At 55.9% G+C, this 20,255-nt stretch carries 20 protein-coding genes and 1 tRNA gene; 14 read left to right on the forward strand and 7 right to left on the reverse strand.

Features of this window, described 5'->3' with window-relative positions:
* The first annotated feature begins 31 nt into the window (after window positions 1–31).
* A complete protein-coding gene (locus BMY54_RS11195; RefSeq protein WP_093432149.1) occupies window positions 32–1,060 on the forward strand; it encodes a nucleoside hydrolase in 1,029 nt (342 codons plus the stop codon).
* A gap of 31 nt (window positions 1,061–1,091) precedes the next feature.
* Here BMY54_RS11195 and BMY54_RS11200 read toward each other — a convergent pair whose 3' ends face one another.
* Window positions 1,092–1,304 carry a hypothetical protein gene (locus BMY54_RS11200; RefSeq protein ID WP_093432151.1) on the reverse strand — a complete coding sequence of 71 codons (213 nt, stop codon included), beginning with the start codon at window positions 1,302–1,304 and terminating at the stop codon, window positions 1,092–1,094.
* A 131-nt stretch (window positions 1,305–1,435) separates the two neighbouring features.
* Between BMY54_RS11200 and BMY54_RS11205 the strand changes: the two genes are divergently transcribed.
* On the forward strand, window positions 1,436–1,741 hold the full coding sequence (locus BMY54_RS11205; RefSeq protein WP_007913485.1) for a hypothetical protein: 306 nt from the start codon (window positions 1,436–1,438) through the stop codon (window positions 1,739–1,741).
* A 176-nt stretch (window positions 1,742–1,917) separates the two neighbouring features.
* Window positions 1,918–2,235: an I78 family peptidase inhibitor gene (locus BMY54_RS11210; protein WP_093432154.1), complete on the forward strand. Its 318-nt coding sequence runs from the start codon at window positions 1,918–1,920 to the stop codon at window positions 2,233–2,235.
* A 72-nt stretch (window positions 2,236–2,307) separates the two neighbouring features.
* Here BMY54_RS11210 and BMY54_RS11215 read toward each other — a convergent pair whose 3' ends face one another.
* A complete protein-coding gene (locus BMY54_RS11215) occupies window positions 2,308–2,520 on the reverse strand; it encodes a cold-shock protein (protein WP_003179963.1) in 213 nt (70 codons plus the stop codon).
* A gap of 288 nt (window positions 2,521–2,808) precedes the next feature.
* On the reverse strand, window positions 2,809–3,111 hold the full coding sequence (locus BMY54_RS11220; RefSeq protein WP_093432157.1) for a hypothetical protein: 303 nt from the start codon (window positions 3,109–3,111) through the stop codon (window positions 2,809–2,811).
* 372 nt (window positions 3,112–3,483) lie between these two features.
* On the opposite strand from BMY54_RS11220, the gene thrS reads away from it, so the two are divergent.
* The 9 genes from thrS (at window position 3,484) to BMY54_RS11265 (ending at window position 10,936) form a co-directional block, all read left to right on the forward strand.
* Entirely contained in the window at window positions 3,484–5,406 is a 1,923-nt protein-coding gene (gene thrS, locus BMY54_RS11225) for a threonine--tRNA ligase (protein WP_093432160.1), read from the forward strand.
* Complete coding sequence (gene infC, locus BMY54_RS11230) at window positions 5,406–5,957, forward strand: translation initiation factor IF-3 (protein ID WP_171057393.1); 552 nt, start codon at window positions 5,406–5,408, stop codon at window positions 5,955–5,957. The genes thrS and infC overlap by 1 nt, the downstream gene beginning before the upstream one ends.
* Window positions 5,958–6,017: 60 nt before the next feature.
* Entirely contained in the window at window positions 6,018–6,212 is a 195-nt protein-coding gene (rpmI, locus tag BMY54_RS11235) for a 50S ribosomal protein L35 (protein WP_002553160.1), read from the forward strand.
* Window positions 6,213–6,239: 27 nt separating this feature from the next.
* A complete protein-coding gene (gene rplT / locus BMY54_RS11240; RefSeq protein WP_007913489.1) occupies window positions 6,240–6,596 on the forward strand; it encodes a 50S ribosomal protein L20 in 357 nt (118 codons plus the stop codon).
* Between the two features lie 109 nt (window positions 6,597–6,705).
* A complete protein-coding gene (gene pheS, locus BMY54_RS11245) occupies window positions 6,706–7,722 on the forward strand; it encodes a phenylalanine--tRNA ligase subunit alpha (RefSeq protein WP_003226365.1) in 1,017 nt (338 codons plus the stop codon).
* A 26-nt stretch (window positions 7,723–7,748) separates the two neighbouring features.
* Window positions 7,749–10,127: a phenylalanine--tRNA ligase subunit beta gene (pheT, locus tag BMY54_RS11250; protein WP_093432163.1), complete on the forward strand. Its 2,379-nt coding sequence runs from the start codon at window positions 7,749–7,751 to the stop codon at window positions 10,125–10,127.
* 3 nt (window positions 10,128–10,130) lie between these two features.
* Window positions 10,131–10,433, forward strand: a complete 303-nt coding sequence (gene ihfA, locus BMY54_RS11255) for an integration host factor subunit alpha (RefSeq protein ID WP_002553164.1) — start codon at window positions 10,131–10,133, stop codon at window positions 10,431–10,433.
* Window positions 10,414–10,770, forward strand: a complete 357-nt coding sequence (locus tag BMY54_RS11260; protein WP_003179985.1) for a MerR family transcriptional regulator — start codon at window positions 10,414–10,416, stop codon at window positions 10,768–10,770. Before ihfA ends, BMY54_RS11260 begins: the two co-directional genes overlap by 20 nt.
* A gap of 89 nt (window positions 10,771–10,859) precedes the next feature.
* A tRNA-Pro gene (locus BMY54_RS11265) sits at window positions 10,860–10,936 on the forward strand.
* A 470-nt stretch (window positions 10,937–11,406) separates the two neighbouring features.
* Here BMY54_RS11265 and BMY54_RS11270 read toward each other — a convergent pair.
* Both BMY54_RS11270 and BMY54_RS11275 read right to left on the reverse strand, forming a co-directional pair.
* The gene (locus BMY54_RS11270) at window positions 11,407–11,937 is read right to left on the reverse strand and encodes a hypothetical protein (protein ID WP_093432166.1); all 531 of its coding nucleotides are present in this window, start codon (window positions 11,935–11,937) and stop codon (window positions 11,407–11,409) included.
* Window positions 11,938–12,311: 374 nt separating this feature from the next.
* A complete protein-coding gene (locus BMY54_RS11275; RefSeq protein WP_256573869.1) occupies window positions 12,312–13,352 on the reverse strand; it encodes a TauD/TfdA family dioxygenase in 1,041 nt (346 codons plus the stop codon).
* A 73-nt stretch (window positions 13,353–13,425) separates the two neighbouring features.
* Between BMY54_RS11275 and BMY54_RS11280 the strand changes: the two genes are divergently transcribed.
* Complete coding sequence (locus tag BMY54_RS11280) at window positions 13,426–14,553, forward strand: hypothetical protein (protein ID WP_139213400.1); 1,128 nt, start codon at window positions 13,426–13,428, stop codon at window positions 14,551–14,553.
* Complete coding sequence (locus tag BMY54_RS11285) at window positions 14,540–17,827, forward strand: UvrD-helicase domain-containing protein (protein WP_093432174.1); 3,288 nt, start codon at window positions 14,540–14,542, stop codon at window positions 17,825–17,827. The genes BMY54_RS11280 and BMY54_RS11285 overlap by 14 nt, the downstream gene beginning before the upstream one ends.
* Before the next feature lie 115 nt (window positions 17,828–17,942).
* On the opposite strand, the gene BMY54_RS11290 is transcribed toward BMY54_RS11285, so the two are convergent.
* Together BMY54_RS11290 and BMY54_RS11295 are read right to left on the reverse strand one after the other, a co-directional pair.
* Window positions 17,943–19,034: a hypothetical protein gene (locus tag BMY54_RS11290; RefSeq protein ID WP_093432177.1), complete on the reverse strand. Its 1,092-nt coding sequence runs from the start codon at window positions 19,032–19,034 to the stop codon at window positions 17,943–17,945.
* 58 nt (window positions 19,035–19,092) lie between these two features.
* Window positions 19,093–20,193 carry a hypothetical protein gene (locus tag BMY54_RS11295; RefSeq protein ID WP_093432180.1) on the reverse strand — a complete coding sequence of 367 codons (1,101 nt, stop codon included), beginning with the start codon at window positions 20,191–20,193 and terminating at the stop codon, window positions 19,093–19,095.
* Between the last annotated feature and the right edge of the window lie 62 nt (window positions 20,194–20,255).

A 20,255-nucleotide genomic window follows, 5' to 3' on the forward strand; every position in this document is an offset into this window, starting at 1 on the left:
CTTTTGATTTCACAAGCACAAGGAATGCGCCATGCAACGCTATGCTCAGAAACTGCATCAATTCATCCGGAGCCTGCTGCTTTTGTCCGTAATAACTGCCACCGGCGCCCAGGCGGCGGAAAAAATCGACCTGATCATCGACACCGACCCGGGTGCCGACGATGTGGTCGCCTTGCTGTTCGCCCTGGCCTCGCCGGACGAACTTAACATTCGCGCGCTGACCACCGTGGCCGGCAACGTGCGCCTCGACAAGACTTCGCGTAACGCACGACTGGCGCGCGAGTGGGCAGGGCGCGAGGACGTACCGGTTTATGCTGGCGCGCCGAAGCCGCTGATGCGCACACCGATCTACGCCGAGAACATCCATGGCAAGGAAGGCCTGTCGGGTGTCACCGTGCACGAACCGAAAAAGGGGCTGGCTGAAGGCAATGCGGTCAATTACCTGATCGATACCCTGAAAAAAGCCAAGCCGCACAGCATCACGATCGCCATGCTCGGTCCACAGACCAACCTGGCGCTGGCGCTGATCCAGGAGCCTGAAATTGTTCAGGGCATCAAGGAAGTGGTGATCATGGGCGGGGCGCACTTCAACGGTGGCAACATCACCCCGGTGGCGGAATTCAACCTGTTTGCTGACCCGCAAGCGGCTGAAGTGGTCCTGAAAAGCGGCGTGAAACTGACCTACCTGCCGCTGGACGTGACCCACAAGATTCTCACCAGTGATGCGCGCCTGAAGCAGATCGCTGCGCTGAACAACAACGCGAGCAAGATTGTCGGCGACATTCTCAACGAGTACATCAAAGGCGATATGGAGCACTACGGTATTCCGGGTGGTCCGGTGCATGACGCTACCGTTGTGGCCTATCTGCTCAAGCCGGAACTGTTCACCGGTCGCTCGGTGAATGTCGTGGTGGATAGTCGTGAAGGGCCGACTTTCGGTCAGACCATCGTCGATTGGTACGACGGCCTGAAGGCGCCGAAAAACGCCTTCTGGGTGGAAAATGGCGACGCGCAAGGCTTCTTTGACTTGCTCACCGAACGCCTGAAACGTCTGAAGTAAGCCACTCGCCCGCAGGTGCCAGCCTGCGGGTTTACCCTTTCTCTGCGTGTTCGTGTTCGACCTGTTCGGTTGGGTAGCGCTCGAAAATCTGCTTGATGAATTGCTTGGCCGCTTCTGTGCCCAACTCTTTGACCAATAAATCGATACCAATCAGCGCAAGCTCCTCGGTGGTTCCCGGGCTGTAAGAGCTGTGTCCGTCTGCCCATTTGGCATTAATGGCGGCGTCGATGCTGATCGTGGTCATGAGAGCGCTCGAATAGTCGGAAGATCTTGGGTTTGAGTTAACCATTTTGTCGGGCATTTGGCACTGCGACTTAGGCATGAACGGATCGCTATGCGACACTTGGTCTTTTAAAGCTTTTCAAGGATCGTGTTGTGCAGATCGATTTGAACACCCCTGACGGCCTCACGCTCGACGCGGTGCGCCAGTTGCTCGCCTCGGCCAGTGATGACGAACACACGCAGCTGCGCGTGACCAAGGGGGGCATCGCTTACATTTCCTCCGGCGTTACCGGTGGGCAGGATATCGACGGCTTGCTGTTTCGCCTGGAAACCTGGGCCAAGGGCTCGGGCTACGTGGGCAATGTCGCGGCCAGTGACGAGGTATGGGTCATGCAGATTTTCAATGCGCTGAAGGACAACTGGCCGAATCCGCCGTATGACTACATCGACGTCTATTGAGCGCCGTTAATATTCAGTCACGATTGATTGATGAAGTGACGCATGCCCCTCAGGCACACTCGGCGTTTTTCCGATCGTGGGGCAGGGTGATTGGTGATGGCCTTGGCTGTGAAACCAATCGCTTGAATGGCGGTCGCACGATCTCAGCTTAACCATTTTGAAAACAAGGAGGCTTCATGCCTTTGAAGTTCGCGACACTGGGTGCACTTATGGCCGCTGCCATGCTGGCCGGTTGCAGCACGACCTCCAGCGAGTCGGCAAAGGAATCTGCGGCAACCGAAGCTGGTCACAGCCGCTGTGAAGCATCGGCGGCGGAATTCGCCATTGGCAAGAAAGCTTCGCCAGAGCTTCTGGAGCAGGCGCGCAGCAAAGCCGGGGCGCAAAATGCCCGCTTCCTCAAGCCGAACGACATGATCACGCTCGAGTACCGCTCCGATCGCTTGAACCTGAACACCGACAACAATCTGGTGATCACTCGCGTCAACTGCGGCTGATCACGCGCCACTTTTGTTGCAGGCATAAAAAACCCCGTCACTTGGACGGGGTTTTTTTAGTGCGCGCAGAAATTACTCTGGGCGAACCTGTGCAGCTTGCATACCCTTTTGGCCTTTCTCAGCCACGAAGGAGACGGTCTGGCCTTCTTTCAGGCTTTTGAAACCGTCGGATTCGATAGCTTTGAAGTGTACGAACAGGTCGTCACCGCCACCTTGAGGAGTGATGAAGCCGAAGCCTTTTTCATCGTTGAACCACTTAACGGTGCCGGTTTGGCGATTAGACATGGTGTATCTCCAAGAAACATATATTTTTCAGTACTGTGCTGCTCAGGCCAACTGGGCACACCCGGGTATCATAGTCGAAATGTTCGCTTTGGTAGCCCCCTGGACGTGCTGTTTGCCAATCAGTCGTGTTTTCTTTACTGCCTTTATCGGCTGAAAGCCCCGGTTTACAAGGCTTTTAGCGGAACGTAAAGACGATAAAAAAACCTGTAAAACCTGCATAAAACGTCTGAAAAGACGCAAATTCAGCCCTTTTCAAGGGCGCTGGGCCGAGTCAGGACGCTTTTTTTCTTACTTTTTCGCCGGAGTATTCGCCTTGCATTTGGCGATTTGGCCCAGCGCTTTCTGCTGCAGTTCAGGGGTGGCCTTGTTGTCCATCAGCGCCTGAATGTCGGCGGCAGGATAGGACTTGATGGCGTCAGCGCCACAGGCACAATGAGATTTGGCTGCCGCAGCGCCGATCTGTGGGGTCGCCGCCTGGGTGCACTGCGCCATGTACTTCTCGCGCTCGCCCTTCGGCCAGTCGGCGTGGGCGCTCAGCGGCAGCAGCATAACGATAGGGGCGACTACGGCGAACAGGGTATTCAGACGCATGCGAGGATGCTCCTTGTGGGTCAATGTCTTGTTATCTGAGGGCTGAAAGGCCTATCAAGTTCAGCACTCTGGCATAAAAACAGACGATTTGCCTTCTGATCAAACAGAGGCATAAGTGACCGCTCATCTGTGCTAGCATGCCGGGCTCAAGCGTTCTCTGGCGCCGGATGACCTTCAGTCCCGGCAGCGGTCAACGTGCGAATATTTTCGATTTGAATCCCAGTCACTCTGGTTCGGTTTTCCGGTTGGCCGCAAGGCTCCTGCCGCTGTAAGGCAGGCGTTCGTCATTGAATGGCCTGGATCGGATCTTGTACTGGCTCATCCCAACCCACGTGACCTTTGGTAGGGGTCACCACTAGGAGAGGAGGCGCCATGCCAACTATTACTCTTCCCGACGGCAGTCAACGTTCATTCGATCACCCGGTTTCCGTAGCCGAGGTCGCCGCATCCATTGGTGCAGGTCTGGCCAAGGCCACAGTGGCCGGCAAGGTCAACGGCAAGCTGGTCGACGCCTGCGACATCATCGACAGCGACGCGACGCTGCAAATCATCACGCCAAAGGATGAAGAGGGGCTGGAGATCATTCGCCACTCTTGCGCGCACCTGGTTGGCCATGCGGTCAAGCAGCTGTACCCGACTGCGAAAATGGTCATCGGGCCGGTCATCGACGAAGGCTTCTATTACGACATCGCCTTCGAACGTCCTTTTACTCCGGACGACATGGCCGCTATCGAACAGCGCATGCAACAGCTGATCGAAAAAGATTACGACGTCATCAAGAAAGTCACTCCGCGCGCCGAAGTGATCGAAGTGTTCAAGGCTCGTGGCGAAGACTACAAGTTGCGCCTGGTCGAGGACATGCCGAACGAACAGGCCATGGGTCTGTACTATCACGAAGAATACGTCGACATGTGCCGCGGTCCGCACGTGCCAAACACGCGTTTCCTGAAATCCTTCAAGCTGACCAAGCTGTCCGGTGCCTACTGGCGCGGCGACGCCAAGAACGAGCAATTGCAGCGCGTTTACGGCACCGCTTGGGCAGACAAGAAGCAGCTGGCGGCTTACATCCAGCGGATCGAAGAAGCTGAAAAGCGCGATCACCGCAAGATCGGCAAGCGTCTGGGCCTGTTCCACACCCAGGAAGAATCCCCGGGCATGGTGTTCTGGCACCCGAACGGCTGGACTCTGTACCAGGTGCTCGAGCAGTACATGCGCAAGATCCAGCGCGACAACGGCTACCTTGAGATCAAGACGCCGCAAGTCGTTGACCGCAGCCTGTGGGAGAAATCCGGTCACTGGGCCAACTACGCCGACAACATGTTCACCACTCAATCGGAAAACCGCGACTACGCGATCAAGCCGATGAACTGCCCGTGCCACGTGCAGGTGTTCAATCAGGGCCTGAAGAGCTACCGCGAGCTGCCGATGCGTCTGGCCGAGTTCGGTGCCTGCCACCGTAACGAGCCATCGGGTGCGCTGCACGGCATCATGCGCGTACGTGCGTTCACTCAGGACGACGCCCACATCTTCTGCACCGAAGAGCAGATGCAGGCTGAGTCCGCTGCGTTCATCAAGCTGACCATGGACGTTTATCGTGACTTCGGCTTTACCGATGTCGAGATGAAACTGTCCACTCGTCCGGAAAAACGCGTCGGTTCCGACGAGCTGTGGGATCGCGCTGAAGCTGCTTTGGCTGCAGCCCTTGATTCTGCGGGCCTGCCGTACGATCTGCAGCCGGGTGAAGGTGCGTTCTACGGTCCGAAGATCGAGTTCTCGCTGAAAGACTGCCTTGGTCGGGTCTGGCAATGTGGTACTCTGCAGCTCGATTTTAACCTGCCTGTCCGTTTGGGCGCTGAATACGTCTCTGAAGACAACAGCCGCAAACACCCAGTGATGTTGCACCGTGCGATCCTCGGTTCCTTCGAGCGCTTCGTCGGGATTCTGATCGAGCACTACGAAGGTGCGTTCCCTGCGTGGCTCGCGCCAACCCAGGCGGTGATCATGAATATCACTGATAAACAGGCAGATTTTGTTGCAGAAGTTGAAAAAACTCTCAACGAAAGCGGATTTCGTGCCAAGTCCGACTTGAGAAATGAAAAGATCGGCTTTAAAATCCGCGAGCATACTTTGCTCAAGGTTCCCTATCTTTTGGTTATCGGAGATAAGGAAGTCGAGATGCAGACTGTCGCTGTGCGTACTCGTGAAGGTGCTGACCTGGGCTCGATGCCCGTCGCCCAGTTCGCTGAGTTTCTCGCGCAAGCGGTTTCCCGGCGTGGTCGCCCAGATTCGGAGTAATTATTATTAAGCGTGAAATGAGACAAGATAAACGAGCTGCACCGAAAGCCCCGATCAACGAGAATATCTCGGCACGCGAGGTTCGGTTAATTGGCGCTGATGGCGAGCAGATTGGCATCGTCTCGATTGATGAAGCGCTTCGTATTGCTGAAGAAGCAAAGCTTGATCTGGTGGAAATCTCCGCAGACGCAATCCCACCGGTTTGCCGTGTGATGGATTACGGCAAATCGATCTTCGAAAAGAAGAAGCAGGTTGCCGCGGCGAAGAAGAACCAGAAGCAGATTCAGGTAAAAGAAATCAAGTTTCGTCCAGGGACGGAGGAAGGGGATTACCAGGTAAAACTGCGCAACCTGGTACGTTTCCTGAGTGATGGGGACAGGGCCAAGGTATCCTTGCGATTCCGCGGCCGTGAGATGGCCCACCAGGAGCTGGGGATGGAACTCCTCAAGCGGGTTGAAGCTGACCTGCTCGAGTACGGTTCTGTCGAACAGCATCCTAAGATGGAAGGACGCCAGCTGATCATGGTCATCGCCCCGAAAAAGAAGAAGTAATCAACAGGGCACGGCAGGCCTTCTGATTATGTTTATCAACTGAATGCGGAGTATCCGAACATGCCAAAAATGAAAACCAAAAGTGGTGCTGCTAAGCGGTTTCTGAAAACTGCTAACGGTATCAAGCACAAGCACGCTTTCAAGAGCCACATCCTGACTAAAATGTCGACCAAGCGTAAGCGTCAACTGCGCGGTAGCAGCTTGCTGCATCCGTCTGACGTGGCAAAAGTCGAGCGCATGCTGCGCCTTCGTTAATTTAGTCAAGAATAGAGGAAGTAACTCATGGCTCGTGTAAAGCGTGGCGTCATTGCCCGTAAGCGTCACAAAAAAATTCTGAAACTTGCTAAAGGCTACTACGGCGCACGCTCCCGCGTATTCCGTGTTGCCAAGCAAGCGGTAATCAAGGCAGGCCAATACGCCTACCGTGACCGTCGTCAGAAAAAACGTCAGTTCCGCGCTCTGTGGATCGCTCGTATCAACGCTGGTGCTCGTGTTAACGGTCTGTCCTACAGCCGTTTCATCGCTGGCCTGAAAAAAGCGTCCATCGAGATCGACCGTAAGGTTCTGGCTGATCTGGCAGTGAACGAAAAAGCGGTGTTTGCTGCGATTGTCGAGAAAGCTAAAGCCACCTTGGCTTAAGTACCCCCGACAATCACCCGGCCTCACTTCCGTGGGGCCGGGTGGTAAACGTCTTAAATAGGGGAAGAGCCTTCAAGCTCTTCCCCTATTTTGTATCTGGAGTCTGTACATGGAAAACCTGGATGCGCTGGTCTCTCAAGCACTAGAGGCTGTGCAAAGCGCTGAAGATATCAATGCCCTGGAGCAAATCCGGGTTCAATACCTTGGCAAAAAGGGCGAATTGACTCAGGTGATGAAGACCCTGGGGAATTTGCCGGCAGAAGAGCGTCCGCAAGTCGGCGCCCTGATCAACGTTGCCAAGGAACGTGTCACAGGCGTACTCAATGCGCGCATGGCTCTGTTTGAAGAAGCCGAACTGGCTGCCAAACTGTCCGCCGAATCCATTGACGTGACGTTGCCGGGCCGTGGCCAGACCTCTGGTGGTCTGCATCCGGTGACCCGGACTCTGGAACGTGTTGAACAGTTCTTCACCCGCATCGGCTACGGCATCGCCGAAGGCCCTGAGGTCGAAGACGACTATCACAACTTTGAAGCGCTCAACATCCCAGGCCATCACCCGGCCCGGTCGATGCATGACACCTTCTATTTCAACGCCAACATGCTGCTGCGCACCCATACCTCGCCGGTACAGGTCCGCACCATGGAATCGAAACAGCCGCCGATCCGCATCGTCTGCCCGGGCCGCGTGTATCGCAGCGACTCCGATATCACCCACTCGCCGATGTTCCACCAGGTCGAAGGCCTGCTGGTTGATCGCGACATCAATTTTGCCGATCTCAAAGGCACCATCGAAGAATTCCTGCGGGTGTTCTTCGAAAAAGAGCTGGCCGTACGTTTCCGTCCTTCGTACTTCCCGTTCACCGAGCCGTCCGCTGAAGTCGATATGGAATGCGTGATGTGCAGCGGTAAAGGCTGCCGTGTCTGCAAGCAGACTGGCTGGCTGGAAGTGATGGGCTGCGGCATGGTTCACCCGAACGTGTTGCGCATGTCCGGCATTGATCCGGAAGAGTTCTCCGGTTTTGCTTTCGGCATGGGTGTCGAGCGTCTGGCCATGCTCCGTTACGGCGTGAACGACTTGCGTCTGTTCTTCGACAACGACTTGCGGTTCCTCGCGCAATTTCGCTAGTCGTAACGAATTCTTAGGAGAGCAGGATGAAATTCAGTGAACAATGGCTGCGTGGCTGGGTTAGCCCGCAGGTAAATCGCGACGAGCTGGTTGCTCGTCTGTCGATGGCGGGCCTTGAGGTCGATAGCGTGACCCCGGCCGCCGGTGTTTTCAGTGGTGTGGTGGTGGGTGAGGTGCTGAGCACCGAGCAACACCCTGATGCCGACAAGCTGCGTGTGTGCCAGGTCAGCAATGGCGCGGAAACTTTCCAGGTCGTGTGCGGTGCGCCAAACGTGCGTCCGGGCCTGAAGATTCCGTTCGCCATGATCGGCGCTGAGCTGCCGGGCGACTTCAAGATCAAGAAGGCCAAGCTGCGCGGCGTCGAGTCGAACGGCATGCTGTGCTCGCAAGCCGAGCTGCAGATCGGTGAAGGCAACGACGGTCTGATGGAGCTGCCGGTCGATGCACCGGTGGGCGAAGACTTCCGTGTGTACCTGGATCTGGAAGACGCCAGCATCGAGGTCGATCTGACCCCGAACCGCGGCGACTGCCTGTCCCTGGCCGGTCTGGCCCGTGAAGTCGGCGCACTGTATGCCGCGCCGGTCACCCGTCCGGTGGTCATGGCCATTCCTGCCGCGCACGACGAAGTGCGTTCGGTAGAAGTGCTGGCCCCAGCCGCGTGCCCGCGTTACCTGGGCCGCGTTATCCGTAACGTTGACCTGTCCAAGCCAACGCCGCTGTGGATGGTGGAACGTCTGCGTCGCGCCGACGTGCGCAGCATCGACGCTGCCGTCGACATCACCAACTACGTGATGCTCGAGCTGGGTCAGCCGCTGCACGCCTTCGATCTCGCCGAAATCAACGGCGGCATCCGTGTGCGCATGGCGGAAGAGGGCGAGAAGCTCGTTCTGCTCGACGGTCAGGAAGTCAGTCTGCGTAGCGATACGCTGGTCATCGCCGACCACACCCGCGCGCTGGCGATTGCCGGTGTGATGGGCGGCGAACACAGCGGCGTCTCTGCGACGACTCGCGACGTATTCCTGGAGAGTGCGTTCTTCGACCAGATCGCTGTTGCTGGCAAGGCTCGCTCCTACGGCCTGCACACCGATGCTTCGCACCGCTATGAGCGTGGCGTTGACTGGCAACTGGCCCGTGAAGCCATGGAGCGCGCCACTGGCCTGCTGCTGGACATCACTGGCGGCGAAGCCGGCCCGATCATCGAGACCGTCAGCGAGCAACATCTGCCGTCGATCGCGCCGATCACTCTGCGCTCCCAGCGCATCACCCAGATGCTGGGTATGGAAATGGATTCCGCCCAGGTTGAGCGTTTGCTCGGCGGCCTGGGTCTAGGTATTACTGCCGATGGCGAAGGCCAGTGGCGCGTAGAAGTGCCAAGCCATCGCTTCGACATCAGTCTGGAAGTCGATCTGATCGAAGAACTGGCGCGTCTGTACGGCTACAACCGTCTGCCGGTTCGTTACCCGCAAGCGCGTCTGGCGCCGCAAGCCAAAGCCGAAGCGCGTAGCGATCTGCCGGAACTGCGCCGCCTGCTGGTAGCGCGTGGTTATCAGGAAGCGATCACTTACAGCTTCATCGATCCGCGTCAGTTCGAACTGTTCAGTCCGGGCGTCGAGCCGCTGTTGCTGGCCAATCCGATCTCTAATGACATGGCAGCCATGCGCTCGTCGCTGTGGCCGGGTCTGGTCAAGGCGCTGCAGCACAACCTCAACCGTCAGCAAGATCGCGTGCGTCTGTTCGAAAGCGGTCTGCGCTTCGTTGGTAAGCTCGAAGGCCTGAAGCAAGAGCCGATGCTGTCCGGCGTGGTTTGCGGTAGCCGCCTGCCGGAAGGTTGGGCGCAAGGTCGCGACACGGTTGATTTCTTCGACGTCAAGGCTGATGTGGAAGCGGTGCTCGGCTTCGCCGGTGCACTGGATTCGTTCACCTTCGCTCCGGGCAAACACCCTGCGTTGCACCCGGGTCAAACCGCGCGCATCGAGCGCGAAGGGCGTGAAGTCGGTTTCATCGGCGCCATTCACCCGGAATTGTCGAAAGCCTTGGGTCTGGACCGTCCGGTCTTCGTTTTCGAGCTGGTTCTGGCTGAAGTGGCACTCGGTAAAATGCCGAAATTCCACGAGTTGTCGCGCTTTCCTGAAGTGCGTCGTGACCTTGCACTGATTGCGCACAAAGACGTCGCGTCCGCGGCCGTACTGGACGTAATCCGTGAAAATGCAGGCGAATGGCTCACGGATCTCAGGCTGTTTGACGTGTATCAGGGTAAAGGCATTGATCCTGATAGAAAAAGCCTTGCAGTTGGCTTGACCTGGCAGCATCCATCGCGCACTCTTAATGACGATGAGGTGAATTCGACGACGCAAAATATCCTCACCTCGCTCGAACAAAGGTTGAACGCCACGTTAAGGAAGTGACGTATGGGGGCTTTGACGAAAGCTGAGATGGCGGAACGTCTGTATGAAGAGCTGGGCCTGAACAAGCGGGAAGCCAAGGAATTGGTAGAACTGTTTTTCGAGGAAATCAGGCACGCTCTTGAAGACAACGAGCAGGTCAAATTGTCCGGTTTCGGCAATTTCGACCTTCGGGACAAACGCCAGCGGCCTGGCCGCAACCCGAAAACGGGGGAAGAAATCCCGATCACGGCTCGCCGTGTGGTCACCTTTCGTCCAGGGCAGAAGTTGAAGGCCCGAGTTGAGGCTTATGCTGGAACCAAGTCATAACGACGAACTACCCGTCATCCCGGGCAAACGCTACTTCACCATCGGTGAAGTCAGCGAGCTGTGTGCCGTAAAGCCACACGTGCTGCGCTATTGGGAGCAGGAGTTTCCTCAACTCAACCCCGTCAAACGCCGCGGAAACCGCCGGTATTATCAGCGCCAGGACGTGCTGATGATCCGGCAGATCCGCGCGCTCCTCTACGATCAGGGTTTCACCATCGGCGGCGCACGCTTGCGCCTGTCCGGCGATGAAGCCAAAGACGACACGACCCAATACAAGCAGATGATTCGGCAGATGATTGCCGAATTGGAAGATGTGCTGGTGGTTCTCAAGAAATAAAAAGCAGCGTTTGAATACTTCCAGTTTTCAAACGCTTGCGCTATATTCTTGAGCGTTCTTCGAGATGAAGAACGAGTTGCAAGACCAGTCGGGGCGTAGCGCAGTCCGGTAGCGCACTAGCATGGGGTGCTAGGGGTCGAGTGTTCGAATCACTCCGTCCCGACCATATTTTTCAATGACTTAGCCCAATCTTCACCGGTTGGGCTTTTTCATGTCCGAAAAAATACTCCCACATTTACTCCCACGGATATTCTGGATCTAGTTGGCTTCGGCGTCTGGAGGAGTGTTGTGAGGCACCGCATTGACCCGGCATATTTCAGCGAATTATCTGTAGCACCGAGGCACCGATGTCGGCGACTTAGCCTGGTTTGGATCATTGGCGACCAGCAGTCGCTTTGTATTGATCCGGGCAATCTGGCTTTTTCGTCGGTTTGAGCATTTGACTCAACGGGGTTTGCCGGCTGTTGTCGTCAGGCCCTGAGACACCGAGGTTGCGACCGCTGAATCCTCGAAGTCCGCGTCGCGTCCATTGCGGCCACTTTTTCAGGCGTATTTCAAGGCCTGCTTCGAGCTGAGGCTTTTCCCAGAGTGCGCGGGCAGTAAGCGTTGCATCCATTCATGGCGATCAAGGCTGTTTTAGATTTTTCCGTTATGTTTTTCGTCATAGCAATACAGCTGCTCGTCAATCTCCCTCAGTGGGCGATTAAGCTGCCGGGCCAGGTCAGTCAGTTGCTCGGCATAGGCGATGTATTTCTTGTAGTTGTAGGTCCCGTAGTAAGGCTTTGTGCCAGTCAATGCTCTGTAGGCTCTGACGTCGATGATGGGAAACAGGTCTGGCCTGATGAACTTGAGTATCGAACTCGCCATCGGGAAGCCGATGCCCTGTGCGAGGACGAGCTGGTCGATGACGTCCTTTACGAGTGGATCTTTCAGGGAAATATTTGGGATGGTCGCGAGGGCATTGAGTTTTTCAAGGGTTGCAGGCGGTACCGAGAGTACTCTGTTGGATTTCCACAGAGATACGCGGCGCAATTCGTTCTCGGTGATAGCGCTCGAATTGTTCAACTGTGCGTGCAGTGCTGCGGTCTCTTCATCATTGTAGGAAAAGGTGAAATCCAAGGCTTCGTTTTGCTTGTCAAATGTCCTGTATTGGCGTTTTGTGCTCATTGCTGAGTCCTTTCGGTGAATGTCGTTTCCTTGCTCGTGGCGCTGCTTGCTTGAGCCATCCAGGGTGCCGGTCTGTTGCGTCAGCGAATGAAACCATCAGCAACAGTTCTTGTGTAGAAGATCGCGGCACTTTGCTGTTCAAGGTGTCCTCGCCTGCAGCAAGAGAAGCAAGGGCAGCCAGGTCGGTGGAGGATGTTGTGGCCACCCTCGAAAGCGTGTCCCGATCTTGCACGAGGTGCAGTTAAAATGAGCTCCAAGTGAACAGGCGCAGCTGCTCGTGACGCAAATTTTTTGCGCTATCTAACAACAGGAGTGGTCGCCTTTGCTGTCGGTGTCGGGTGTACAGCAGAGCGGCTATCTCCTCCGTTGGAGGATCAAGGGTACAGTTTGAAAACGCTATCACTGTAGCGTTGCTGTTCACTGAGATCTTCAACATCCAGGCCGTAGGTTCGAAGCAGCCATCGCGACGTTCCGCCCGGTTCCCCGCCAACCTCGGAACGCCCGTGAAGACCAATACGGTTGTTGACGATGACCACATCCCCAGGCGCTACTACCACTGAATCGGCACATTTCAGGCAGGCTTGCTCGAAACGCCCTATGGCTTGGCTAGCTGGCGATGAATCATCTTCCGCCACTGCAGCACTGTGGCTGAAGCGAATCCAGTGACCATTGTCTCCTACGAAGAGCAACTGGACTCCAGGCAAGGGTTTTAGGAATTGGCAGTCACTGCCAAAGAGTTTCTTGAAACCCACCCTGAAGGTCTTTTGCGGCCTGAGGACATACTGGGGCTTTGTCAGCTCTTCTACATCCTTGGGAGAGAGCAGGGCAAGCACCGAGCTCAGTGGCATCACCGTCGTACTCACACTGTCGGGATTGCGTAATCCACTAAGGCAGACAAAATCAGGAGACGGGGCAAATCGCTTCTCAAGCTCATGTTCTTGTCCCCGTATGGGGAAATAAACGCCGTCGGTGTGACCACGCATGTCGCCTTTGGACTTGTTGGCAAAATCGCCATCTCCAGGCAGGACGACGAGGTTGACAAAGAGGTGGCCATCATTTTCAGAGCCATAGGAAACCGTCTGCGCATTCAGCATCGCGAGTGCAACGATGGCTGCGGCGCGCGCAGCGATCGTGGCCGGATGCTCCGGGATAGGTACGAAGGCTGAAGGCGTTTCGGGCAGAGCAGTCGCTTCAAAAACGTTGCGCAGATGGATTACTGGGTGTATCCAGGCTCGCTCTTGAAGAGCATGCAGCGAAGTGCCGGCCTCAATCAGCGCTGCCAACACGGGTGGCGTGAGCTCGGTCGCCAGCTGGACAGGATCGGCAAGTGCCTTTTGGCAGTCCTCGATTGAGTTCGTTTGCATCCACTGCGCTACTCCGCTGCGCACGGCGGCCGAAAAATGAGCGTCGATCAATTGTGTCCCTACTGGCTCAGGTGATATAAAGTTGATATACAGAGCGCAACTACGATACACCCACGCGTCCATGATGACCAAGCCTACCATGAAAAGTGATATCAATTTGACCTCCGCACCGCTCAGAATGTGGGGTGAATACCTGACATGGCTTTCTAGCGCTGGCACCTTTAGTGGATCGGCAGGGAAGCATCAATGCCTGCTCCCATTACCTGACGGTCAAACCTTGAAAGTGGAGGCTCAGAGCCCTGAGTCGCTTGCTCGACAGGTAATGGCTCAGCTATCAGCAACCGTCAGTATTTCGGCTATTGCTGACTGTTTAGAGCAAGCAGGTCACGTCTTCTCTGTCCAGGATGGAACGCCCAAGGAGATCGCAATGGAAAGATGCTATGTGCCATCGGTACCTCAGGCGTCACAAGCCCCTCGAGAGGCTGCAAACTCCACGAAAGAAGCTATGCAGACGATTGGCGTCTACACCAGCAAGGCGATGCATGAGCAGATCCGCAAAGTCGCTGATGCCCGCGACGTCAAGAAGTCAGTGCTTATTCGCCAGCTGGTCAAGCAAGGGCTCGATGCATTTGAGGGCGCGATTGAAGATCAAAGCCCAAAGAAGCTGCTTGAAGCGTACGAGCGAAAAATGAATGCCTATTCGGGCGATTCAGAGCAGTGGATGGCGCGTCTAGATAGATCCTTCAGCCTAGAGATCAAGTTGACTGCTAAGGAGTACAGGAAGTCGGCTTCTCAGGTCGTTGGATTCTTCGTTGCAGAAGCACTCTCCCATTGCCCAGAGGTTCAGCACATTCATGAGACCGTTGCTCAGGTGCTAACAGCCGAGGAGGTTACTCATGCTCGTGAGACAATCAGAAATGTCGCTGGGGTAAAGGCAGGGCGACTGGGTGAAGCAATCGGAATAGGTAACGTTAGGGCGCTGGTCAACCAAGTTCTGGGTGGTATCGCACGCGCGCCCCAATCCTTGTTAGCTAGAATGGCAAAGGAGTTGAAGCTCTCCACAGAGGCCATGGAGGCGGCGATGGCCCTCAATTTCGAACAAGCGCCCCAGAGATCTTATAAAGCACCGAATGGCAGCCCACGAGAGCTCACGGAGCCCGTCAGTTGGGCAGAGGCCGTTAAGGCTTTACGTCTATCGGAAGCGGAAGAAGGTCGACTGTTAGCATTCGAGGATCAGGATGAATCCATTTGATCGCGCGCGTCTCAAGGCTCAGGAAGTCCGCGCCTCGTTAGTGGAGTCCAGCGGTAAAGCCTATCCCGCCAGCGCAGAATTACTCGCGGGCGTCGAGACCGTTCTTGAGTTAGCTGTTGATGAGGTTCCAGCTAATCATTTCGACCTCGGGGGTGGCGATGGTGTGCTGCTGCGATCGATTAAAACGATCCTGATTCGTAATGACGTACGGCCGGATGAACGTGTGTATTTGATCGCGCACGAGCTGGGTCACTGGTATCTGGATTCTCCCCAGGCGCCGAGACCATCTCGCATTCCAAGTTCAGCCGGTGCGGAGGCAGCGGGTGGCGCGGCGGCCATTGTGGATGGCTACGGTGCCTGGGAGCGACAAGAGTTGAAGGCGAATGTCTTTGCTCGTGAACTGCTTTTGCCTCGGTCAGTCGTTCATCAAGCTTGGGCGAACGGGTGGCGAGCGAGACAGATAGGCACGCACTTCGGGTTGGGGAAAGAGCTTGTGCGTCAGCAGATGGCAGATGCGCTACTGCTTCCAGAGATGGTTCCAGTGGCTCTCACTCAAGCGCCAACCCCAAGTGACGCACAACGTCTTGCCGCACAGGCCAGCGAACGTTACGTCAACGTGGTCGCAGGCCCGGGTACCGGTAAGACGACAACTCTGGTTCATCGTGTCGCACACTTGATCAACGATGGAGTCCAGGCCAGCCGGATACTCGTCTTGACCTTTACCAACAAGGCGGCTCAGGAACTGATCGAGCGACTGACCGTCGGTAACGTACCGGATGCCTCTCACGTATGGGCAGGAACCTTCCATGCTTTTGGGCTCGAATTTCTGCGCAAGCATGCCAACCTGTTCAACCTATCACCCCAGATCAAGATCGCTGATCTGTTGCAACAAGTGCGCATGATGGCGGCTGAACTGCCGAACATTCAGCTCGCTCATTTCTTCAGGCTGCAAAATCCTTACGATTGGCTGCCTGACGTACTCAAGATCATCCACCGGCTCAAAGAGGAGCTGGTTTCGCCCGATGAATACGAGCGGCTCCTGGCCAGCTTACCTCCGGTTGAACAGGAAGTGGCCAACGAGCGGCAGGACATCATTACGGTTTATCGAGCTTACGAGCAGGTGATGCGTCGTGATGGCTGGGTGGATTACGCTGACTTGCTCGTGATACCTACGCGAAAATCGGCTGAGGATCGCGCATCCGTTGCAGAGTTCTTGGATCAGTACGATCACGTGCTGGTAGATGAATACCAGGATGTGAACTACGTCATGGTCGAACTGGTGAAGCGACTCGGTGCGTTGCATAAAAATCTCTGGGTCGTCGGGGACGTCCGCCAAGCTATTCACCATTGGCGAGGTGCATCAATTCAGAGCCTGCTTAGGTTTGAGCACGCCTTCGCAAGCGGAAACCAGCGTTCAATTCAATCCTATTCGCTGGATATTAACCGCCGCAGCTCACCTGAAATTTTGGCCTTGGTTCGACGCGCCGGAACAGATCATGTGCTTGAGCAAGATCTGCCATTGGACAATGTCACTGCTAGCCGGCGCTCCACTGGCGTAAAGCCCATGCTATTTCAGAGCGAGGACAACGCCGGGCAGATAAACACGGTTGCTCAAAAGGTATCCGAGGCCGTTTTGGACGGCTATCCGTACGGTACGCAAGGTGTTATCAGCGCTACCAATGGACAGCTCGAGCAGTTGGCCAAAGGATTGGAGGGGGCCGGCATTCCCGTCCTTCATATCGGCGACCTGTATCAGCGAGCCGAAGTTAAGCCATTTCTTTGCCTCATGCAGCTGCTGACTCAGCGTTCCCCGGCAGCTTTATATGGCTTGCTCAATGATCCCGATTTGAGCATGCCGACGGCTGATATTCAAACCCTGATGGCGCTGTCAAAGACCGGCGTGGTATCGCAGCGGGGGAGATGGTTAGGCAAGCCCATTGCCGGGCTTACCCCGAGAGGAGAAGCGGTGGTCACCCAGCTCCGAGGTTTGCTGGGGCGGATGACCCGCAGCACACGCCCCTGGGATTTCATATGCGAACTCTTGTTCGAGAAAGGGGTCGGTCTGGCAAACGTGGCTGATCAGTCCACGCCGGCACAAATTCAAAGATTGGCCCTGTGGTTGTTCCTCTACGGTGTCCGCAATGGTGATGGCGTGGGTAGCCAGGCCACCCTATACAAGTTCTTGGTTCGTGAAGACCTGCGTCGGAGAATCAACCAGCGATCATTGGACCGAGCGCTCCCTCCCGAAGCTGCGGCGATCGATGCCGTCACCCTCATGACCATCCACGGCAGTAAGGGACTTGAATTTCCCATCGTGCACGTGGCCAACGTGGAGAAGTCCCGTTTCGGTGCCGAGGTGTCGGGGCAAAGAGAGAATCACAACGAGGTGCTTCTTCCTCCAGAGGTGCTGAACAGCACCTCGCAGCAACGCCGTAAGGAGGAAGCCATTGAACGTAACAACCTCCTGTACGTGGCGCTCTCGAGAGCCAAGGATCGTCTGAATATCTACACCTGCACGGAGAATCAGAACATCCCCTCGCTGGTAAAAGATCCTAACCTGGTCTCGGTGCACATAGGGCGGGCAGTGCGGGTTGCCGGGCGCGCCGCCGTGCCGCCAACCAGTGCCGCGGCAACGGTCGCCTTTGCGGCATTTGATTCATTCTTGAGCTGCCCACTGAAGTACCACTACGCGCATGAACTGACGTTGCCCGCAGAGCAAGAGATTGATCTCTCCATGAGGGCCCGATCTGGCGTCCTGGCGGGATTGGAGTACGCGTTCAGAGATGGTTTGTCAGCAGGAGACGCGTTCTGGAAAGGCTGGATGGAAAAATCACTGCCGATGCCGGATGAAGATCAATTCCTGGTCAACGATGGTTGGCGCGCGTTCAGTGCTGGAGTGAGCATCCAGCAAGCTACCGGCGCCTCTTACCTGCCAAGCCAAAACGCTGTGGTGAATGGCTTGACGATTTCGCTACCCTGGATGCTTGAGGAGCCGAGCGGAACTATCCATTGGCTTCGGACTGGTATGGCGGTGATGTACGACGTCAAACACGTCCGTCCGATGATGACCAACATGGGCGGCCGGCAGCGCCGATCTTTGACCCTGCATTCGCTTACCAGTGGTCGGCAGGAAAACTGTATCCCGTCGAATAGGATCAATTCGACGAACGTCTTCAAGGCCGCTGAAAAACTTCGAGGTACAGATCGTTCTCCTATACAAGGCTACCACTGCCTTACCTGTGCTTACGCTTCGATCTGTCCGCAAAAGCCTTGATCGTAGGCGTAAGTGTAAGAGGGAGCGTCTGTCGACGCTGCCCATGATGGGGGCACTTCATCTTTGGGGGGGCAAGCAGTATGTCGGTGGCAGGTATGACCTCGCTCCTCATCCGTCAATCACTGCGCAGCTCTTGCCCGATTCCCCGTAAACGCTTGAGATCAAAAAGCGGATTGCCGTACAAGAAGCTGGGCGCCGTCGAGTCACTTTTCTTGTAAGGTCTGGAATGCTCATGGTCTGGAAAAAATGGCAAGTCCGGATGGTCCGGTGCGGAGTCCGCGCGGTACACCTCCTTGGTTTCCCCAGGCTTGTACAACATGTAGGCGTAGTCCATCAGCGTGTTCAACCGCAGTAACCAATGCCATCCTCCGGATAGCTGAACTCTCAAGTGCCAGCCACGTCGACGCTTTTCAGCCGTTCCCACACTGCCGCCCAACCCCTCGGCGACCAGTGCGTGCAGATGCGCAATCAGATCATCGGGAATTGCGTCGCTGCGCTCTACATCCGGGATGTTCAGCGACATTGAAAAGAGTGTTTCAAGGAATCGCATCACGCTAGGGTGTGCCCGCGCGATTTCTAGATGGGGCCCGCAAAGCGGCAATTGAATAAGTACACCTTTGTCGGCATCGCATCCTATTGTTGTACGAGCACTGGCAACTGCGGGTGCCATACAGGCTACACAATTGCCTATGCCGGAGAGGATCACTGAATGGGAGACCGAGGTGTTCTGAAAGCGACCTTCAGCCAAAGCTGTTGGCTCCAGAGTGGTTTGCGTCATCCAGGTGTGCCAAGCCTGGTGCACGGAAATGGCTGCCTGCGTATTTAACCGGTCATAAAGTGCCCTAGTTGTGGGAAGTGTTATCCAGTCGAGTACATCCACTTCATTGGCGGCAATACCCCGTTCGCGCTCGAAGCGATAGGTGCGCAGACAACCGCAATGTTCGGTCTGCATAAACACAAGTACCGCTTCCTGTGTGTCACGAATCCAGAATTTCAACGGTGCAGTTTGAACAAGCTTCTGCCAGATCACTTCTTCGTGGGTCACGCTTTCAATGACGAATGGTAGTCGCTTGGCAACAAAATCAAAATTTTTGAAGGCCAGCGAGGCGATGTATAAATCGATTGTTGGGCCGTCGGGTGCTTCGCCCTTGAGCTCCTGGATCAGTGAGTCAATGTTGAAAAGTCGCCACTGTTTATGGTTTTCCATTCTAGGTTCCTTTGCGGATCTAAAAGAGCATTACACCTAAGCCGGGTCCCCCATACATTTACGCCGACATGTATGCTTCCCAAAGGTTAGGTGTGACATTCGGCAACAGCGCTTCGACGGGCGATAGTGTATAGATGACGGACCCGTTGGCGCCTCGCATGAAGCCGGAAGCGCGGATTCCCGCCCAGAACAGGGCAAGATTTTTGTCTCCTGTGCAGAGCATGATCTGTTCTTGTGGGAACAAGGCATAAAAATTGATCAGCAGTTCCAAAGCGCGCAAATCTGCCAGAGCGTTGTAAGCGTCCTCAGCGGAGTAATGTCTGGACGGCTTGATCAGGCGCTTGGCCGGACCAGCGCCGTTCTCGACACAAACAATGCTCAGGGCGGCAAGCACGACCAGCGTATGTCGCTGGAGGCCGCAGTCATGGGCAACCTCAAGCACCTGACGCCAGATCTCTGCGCGACGGCGGGAGCTGATGGGGGACTGTAGCCTCGGAGCCACCTGACACAAGAACTGCACTTTGCGCGCCATACTCTCGCGCATGTCTTCCAGCAGCCCGACAAGACCTTCGACCGCGGAGTCCGGGGTGAGCTGGGCCTCCGGCAATGCCACCCGGACCTTTCTACTGGCCTCGGCCCATTGCTCAGCGACTTGTTGGGGGGTGGGGATCCGCCGTTTGTTGCCTTCCAAGGCGAACAGCCCAGGATGGATCCGTACGGGCTTGCCTTGGAATAGATCGAGGAAATCCTCTCCAGCACGGGTCTTTTTCCCGTCTCGGTAGCGCGACGCAAGCTCGCTGATCGTGCAACGATCGGGCATTACCACCATGTCCTCACGCAAGGCCAATCCAGATGGCAACCAACCACCGCGGACCAGGCCTATGGCCTTATTCGCATATTGGCTTTCTAGGTGGGTGCGAAGGTTGGCCATGTCCCCGATAGACAGCTCTAGAATGTCGTTTTCGACGATGCGCGCCCCGGACCAGTTCAACGGGATGTTGACCGGTCCATCAAGCTTCATGCCGGCAAGGTCGGAGTACCTCAGCGGCTGTAGCTCCACGCCTTCGAATGTGGTAATTCGCCCGGTGAGAATGCCTTCTGCATCCTGCTCTTTGAAAATCCAGACCCCTGTTGTTTGCGGCTCTTGCTGACTCCCCATGACCAACGGTTCCTTTAAGGTAATTGGAAGTCTTGGATCCCCAGATGCTGGCAGCACGCAAC

The sequence above is a fragment of the Pseudomonas sp. ok266 genome, from assembly GCF_900110195.1.
GTDB classification, from domain to species: domain Bacteria; phylum Pseudomonadota; class Gammaproteobacteria; order Pseudomonadales; family Pseudomonadaceae; genus Aquipseudomonas; species Aquipseudomonas neuropathica.

Excerpts from the sequence above, each read along its gene's own strand:
- BMY54_RS11195 (WP_093432149.1), top strand. The coding sequence starts at position 32 with ATGCAACGCTATGCTCAGAAACTGCATCAATTCATCCGGAGCCTGCTG.
- BMY54_RS11200 (WP_093432151.1), bottom strand. The coding sequence starts at position 1,304 with ATGACCACGATCAGCATCGACGCCGCCATTAATGCCAAATGGGCAGAC.
- BMY54_RS11210 (WP_093432154.1), top strand. The coding sequence starts at position 1,918 with ATGCCTTTGAAGTTCGCGACACTGGGTGCACTTATGGCCGCTGCCATG.
- BMY54_RS11215 (WP_003179963.1), bottom strand. The coding sequence starts at position 2,520 with ATGTCTAATCGCCAAACCGGCACCGTTAAGTGGTTCAACGATGAAAAA.
- BMY54_RS11220 (WP_093432157.1), bottom strand. The coding sequence starts at position 3,111 with ATGCGTCTGAATACCCTGTTCGCCGTAGTCGCCCCTATCGTTATGCTG.
- thrS (WP_093432160.1), top strand. The coding sequence starts at position 3,484 with ATGCCAACTATTACTCTTCCCGACGGCAGTCAACGTTCATTCGATCAC.
- rpmI (WP_002553160.1), top strand. The coding sequence starts at position 6,018 with ATGCCAAAAATGAAAACCAAAAGTGGTGCTGCTAAGCGGTTTCTGAAA.
- rplT (WP_007913489.1), top strand. The coding sequence starts at position 6,240 with ATGGCTCGTGTAAAGCGTGGCGTCATTGCCCGTAAGCGTCACAAAAAA.
- pheS (WP_003226365.1), top strand. The coding sequence starts at position 6,706 with ATGGAAAACCTGGATGCGCTGGTCTCTCAAGCACTAGAGGCTGTGCAA.
- pheT (WP_093432163.1), top strand. The coding sequence starts at position 7,749 with ATGAAATTCAGTGAACAATGGCTGCGTGGCTGGGTTAGCCCGCAGGTA.
- ihfA (WP_002553164.1), top strand. The coding sequence starts at position 10,131 with ATGGGGGCTTTGACGAAAGCTGAGATGGCGGAACGTCTGTATGAAGAG.
- BMY54_RS11260 (WP_003179985.1), top strand. The coding sequence starts at position 10,414 with ATGCTGGAACCAAGTCATAACGACGAACTACCCGTCATCCCGGGCAAA.
- BMY54_RS11270 (WP_093432166.1), bottom strand. The coding sequence starts at position 11,937 with ATGAGCACAAAACGCCAATACAGGACATTTGACAAGCAAAACGAAGCC.
- BMY54_RS11280 (WP_139213400.1), top strand. The coding sequence starts at position 13,426 with ATGACCAAGCCTACCATGAAAAGTGATATCAATTTGACCTCCGCACCG.
- BMY54_RS11285 (WP_093432174.1), top strand. The coding sequence starts at position 14,540 with ATGAATCCATTTGATCGCGCGCGTCTCAAGGCTCAGGAAGTCCGCGCC.
- BMY54_RS11290 (WP_093432177.1), bottom strand. The coding sequence starts at position 19,034 with ATGGAAAACCATAAACAGTGGCGACTTTTCAACATTGACTCACTGATC.
- BMY54_RS11295 (WP_093432180.1), bottom strand. The coding sequence starts at position 20,193 with ATGGGGAGTCAGCAAGAGCCGCAAACAACAGGGGTCTGGATTTTCAAA.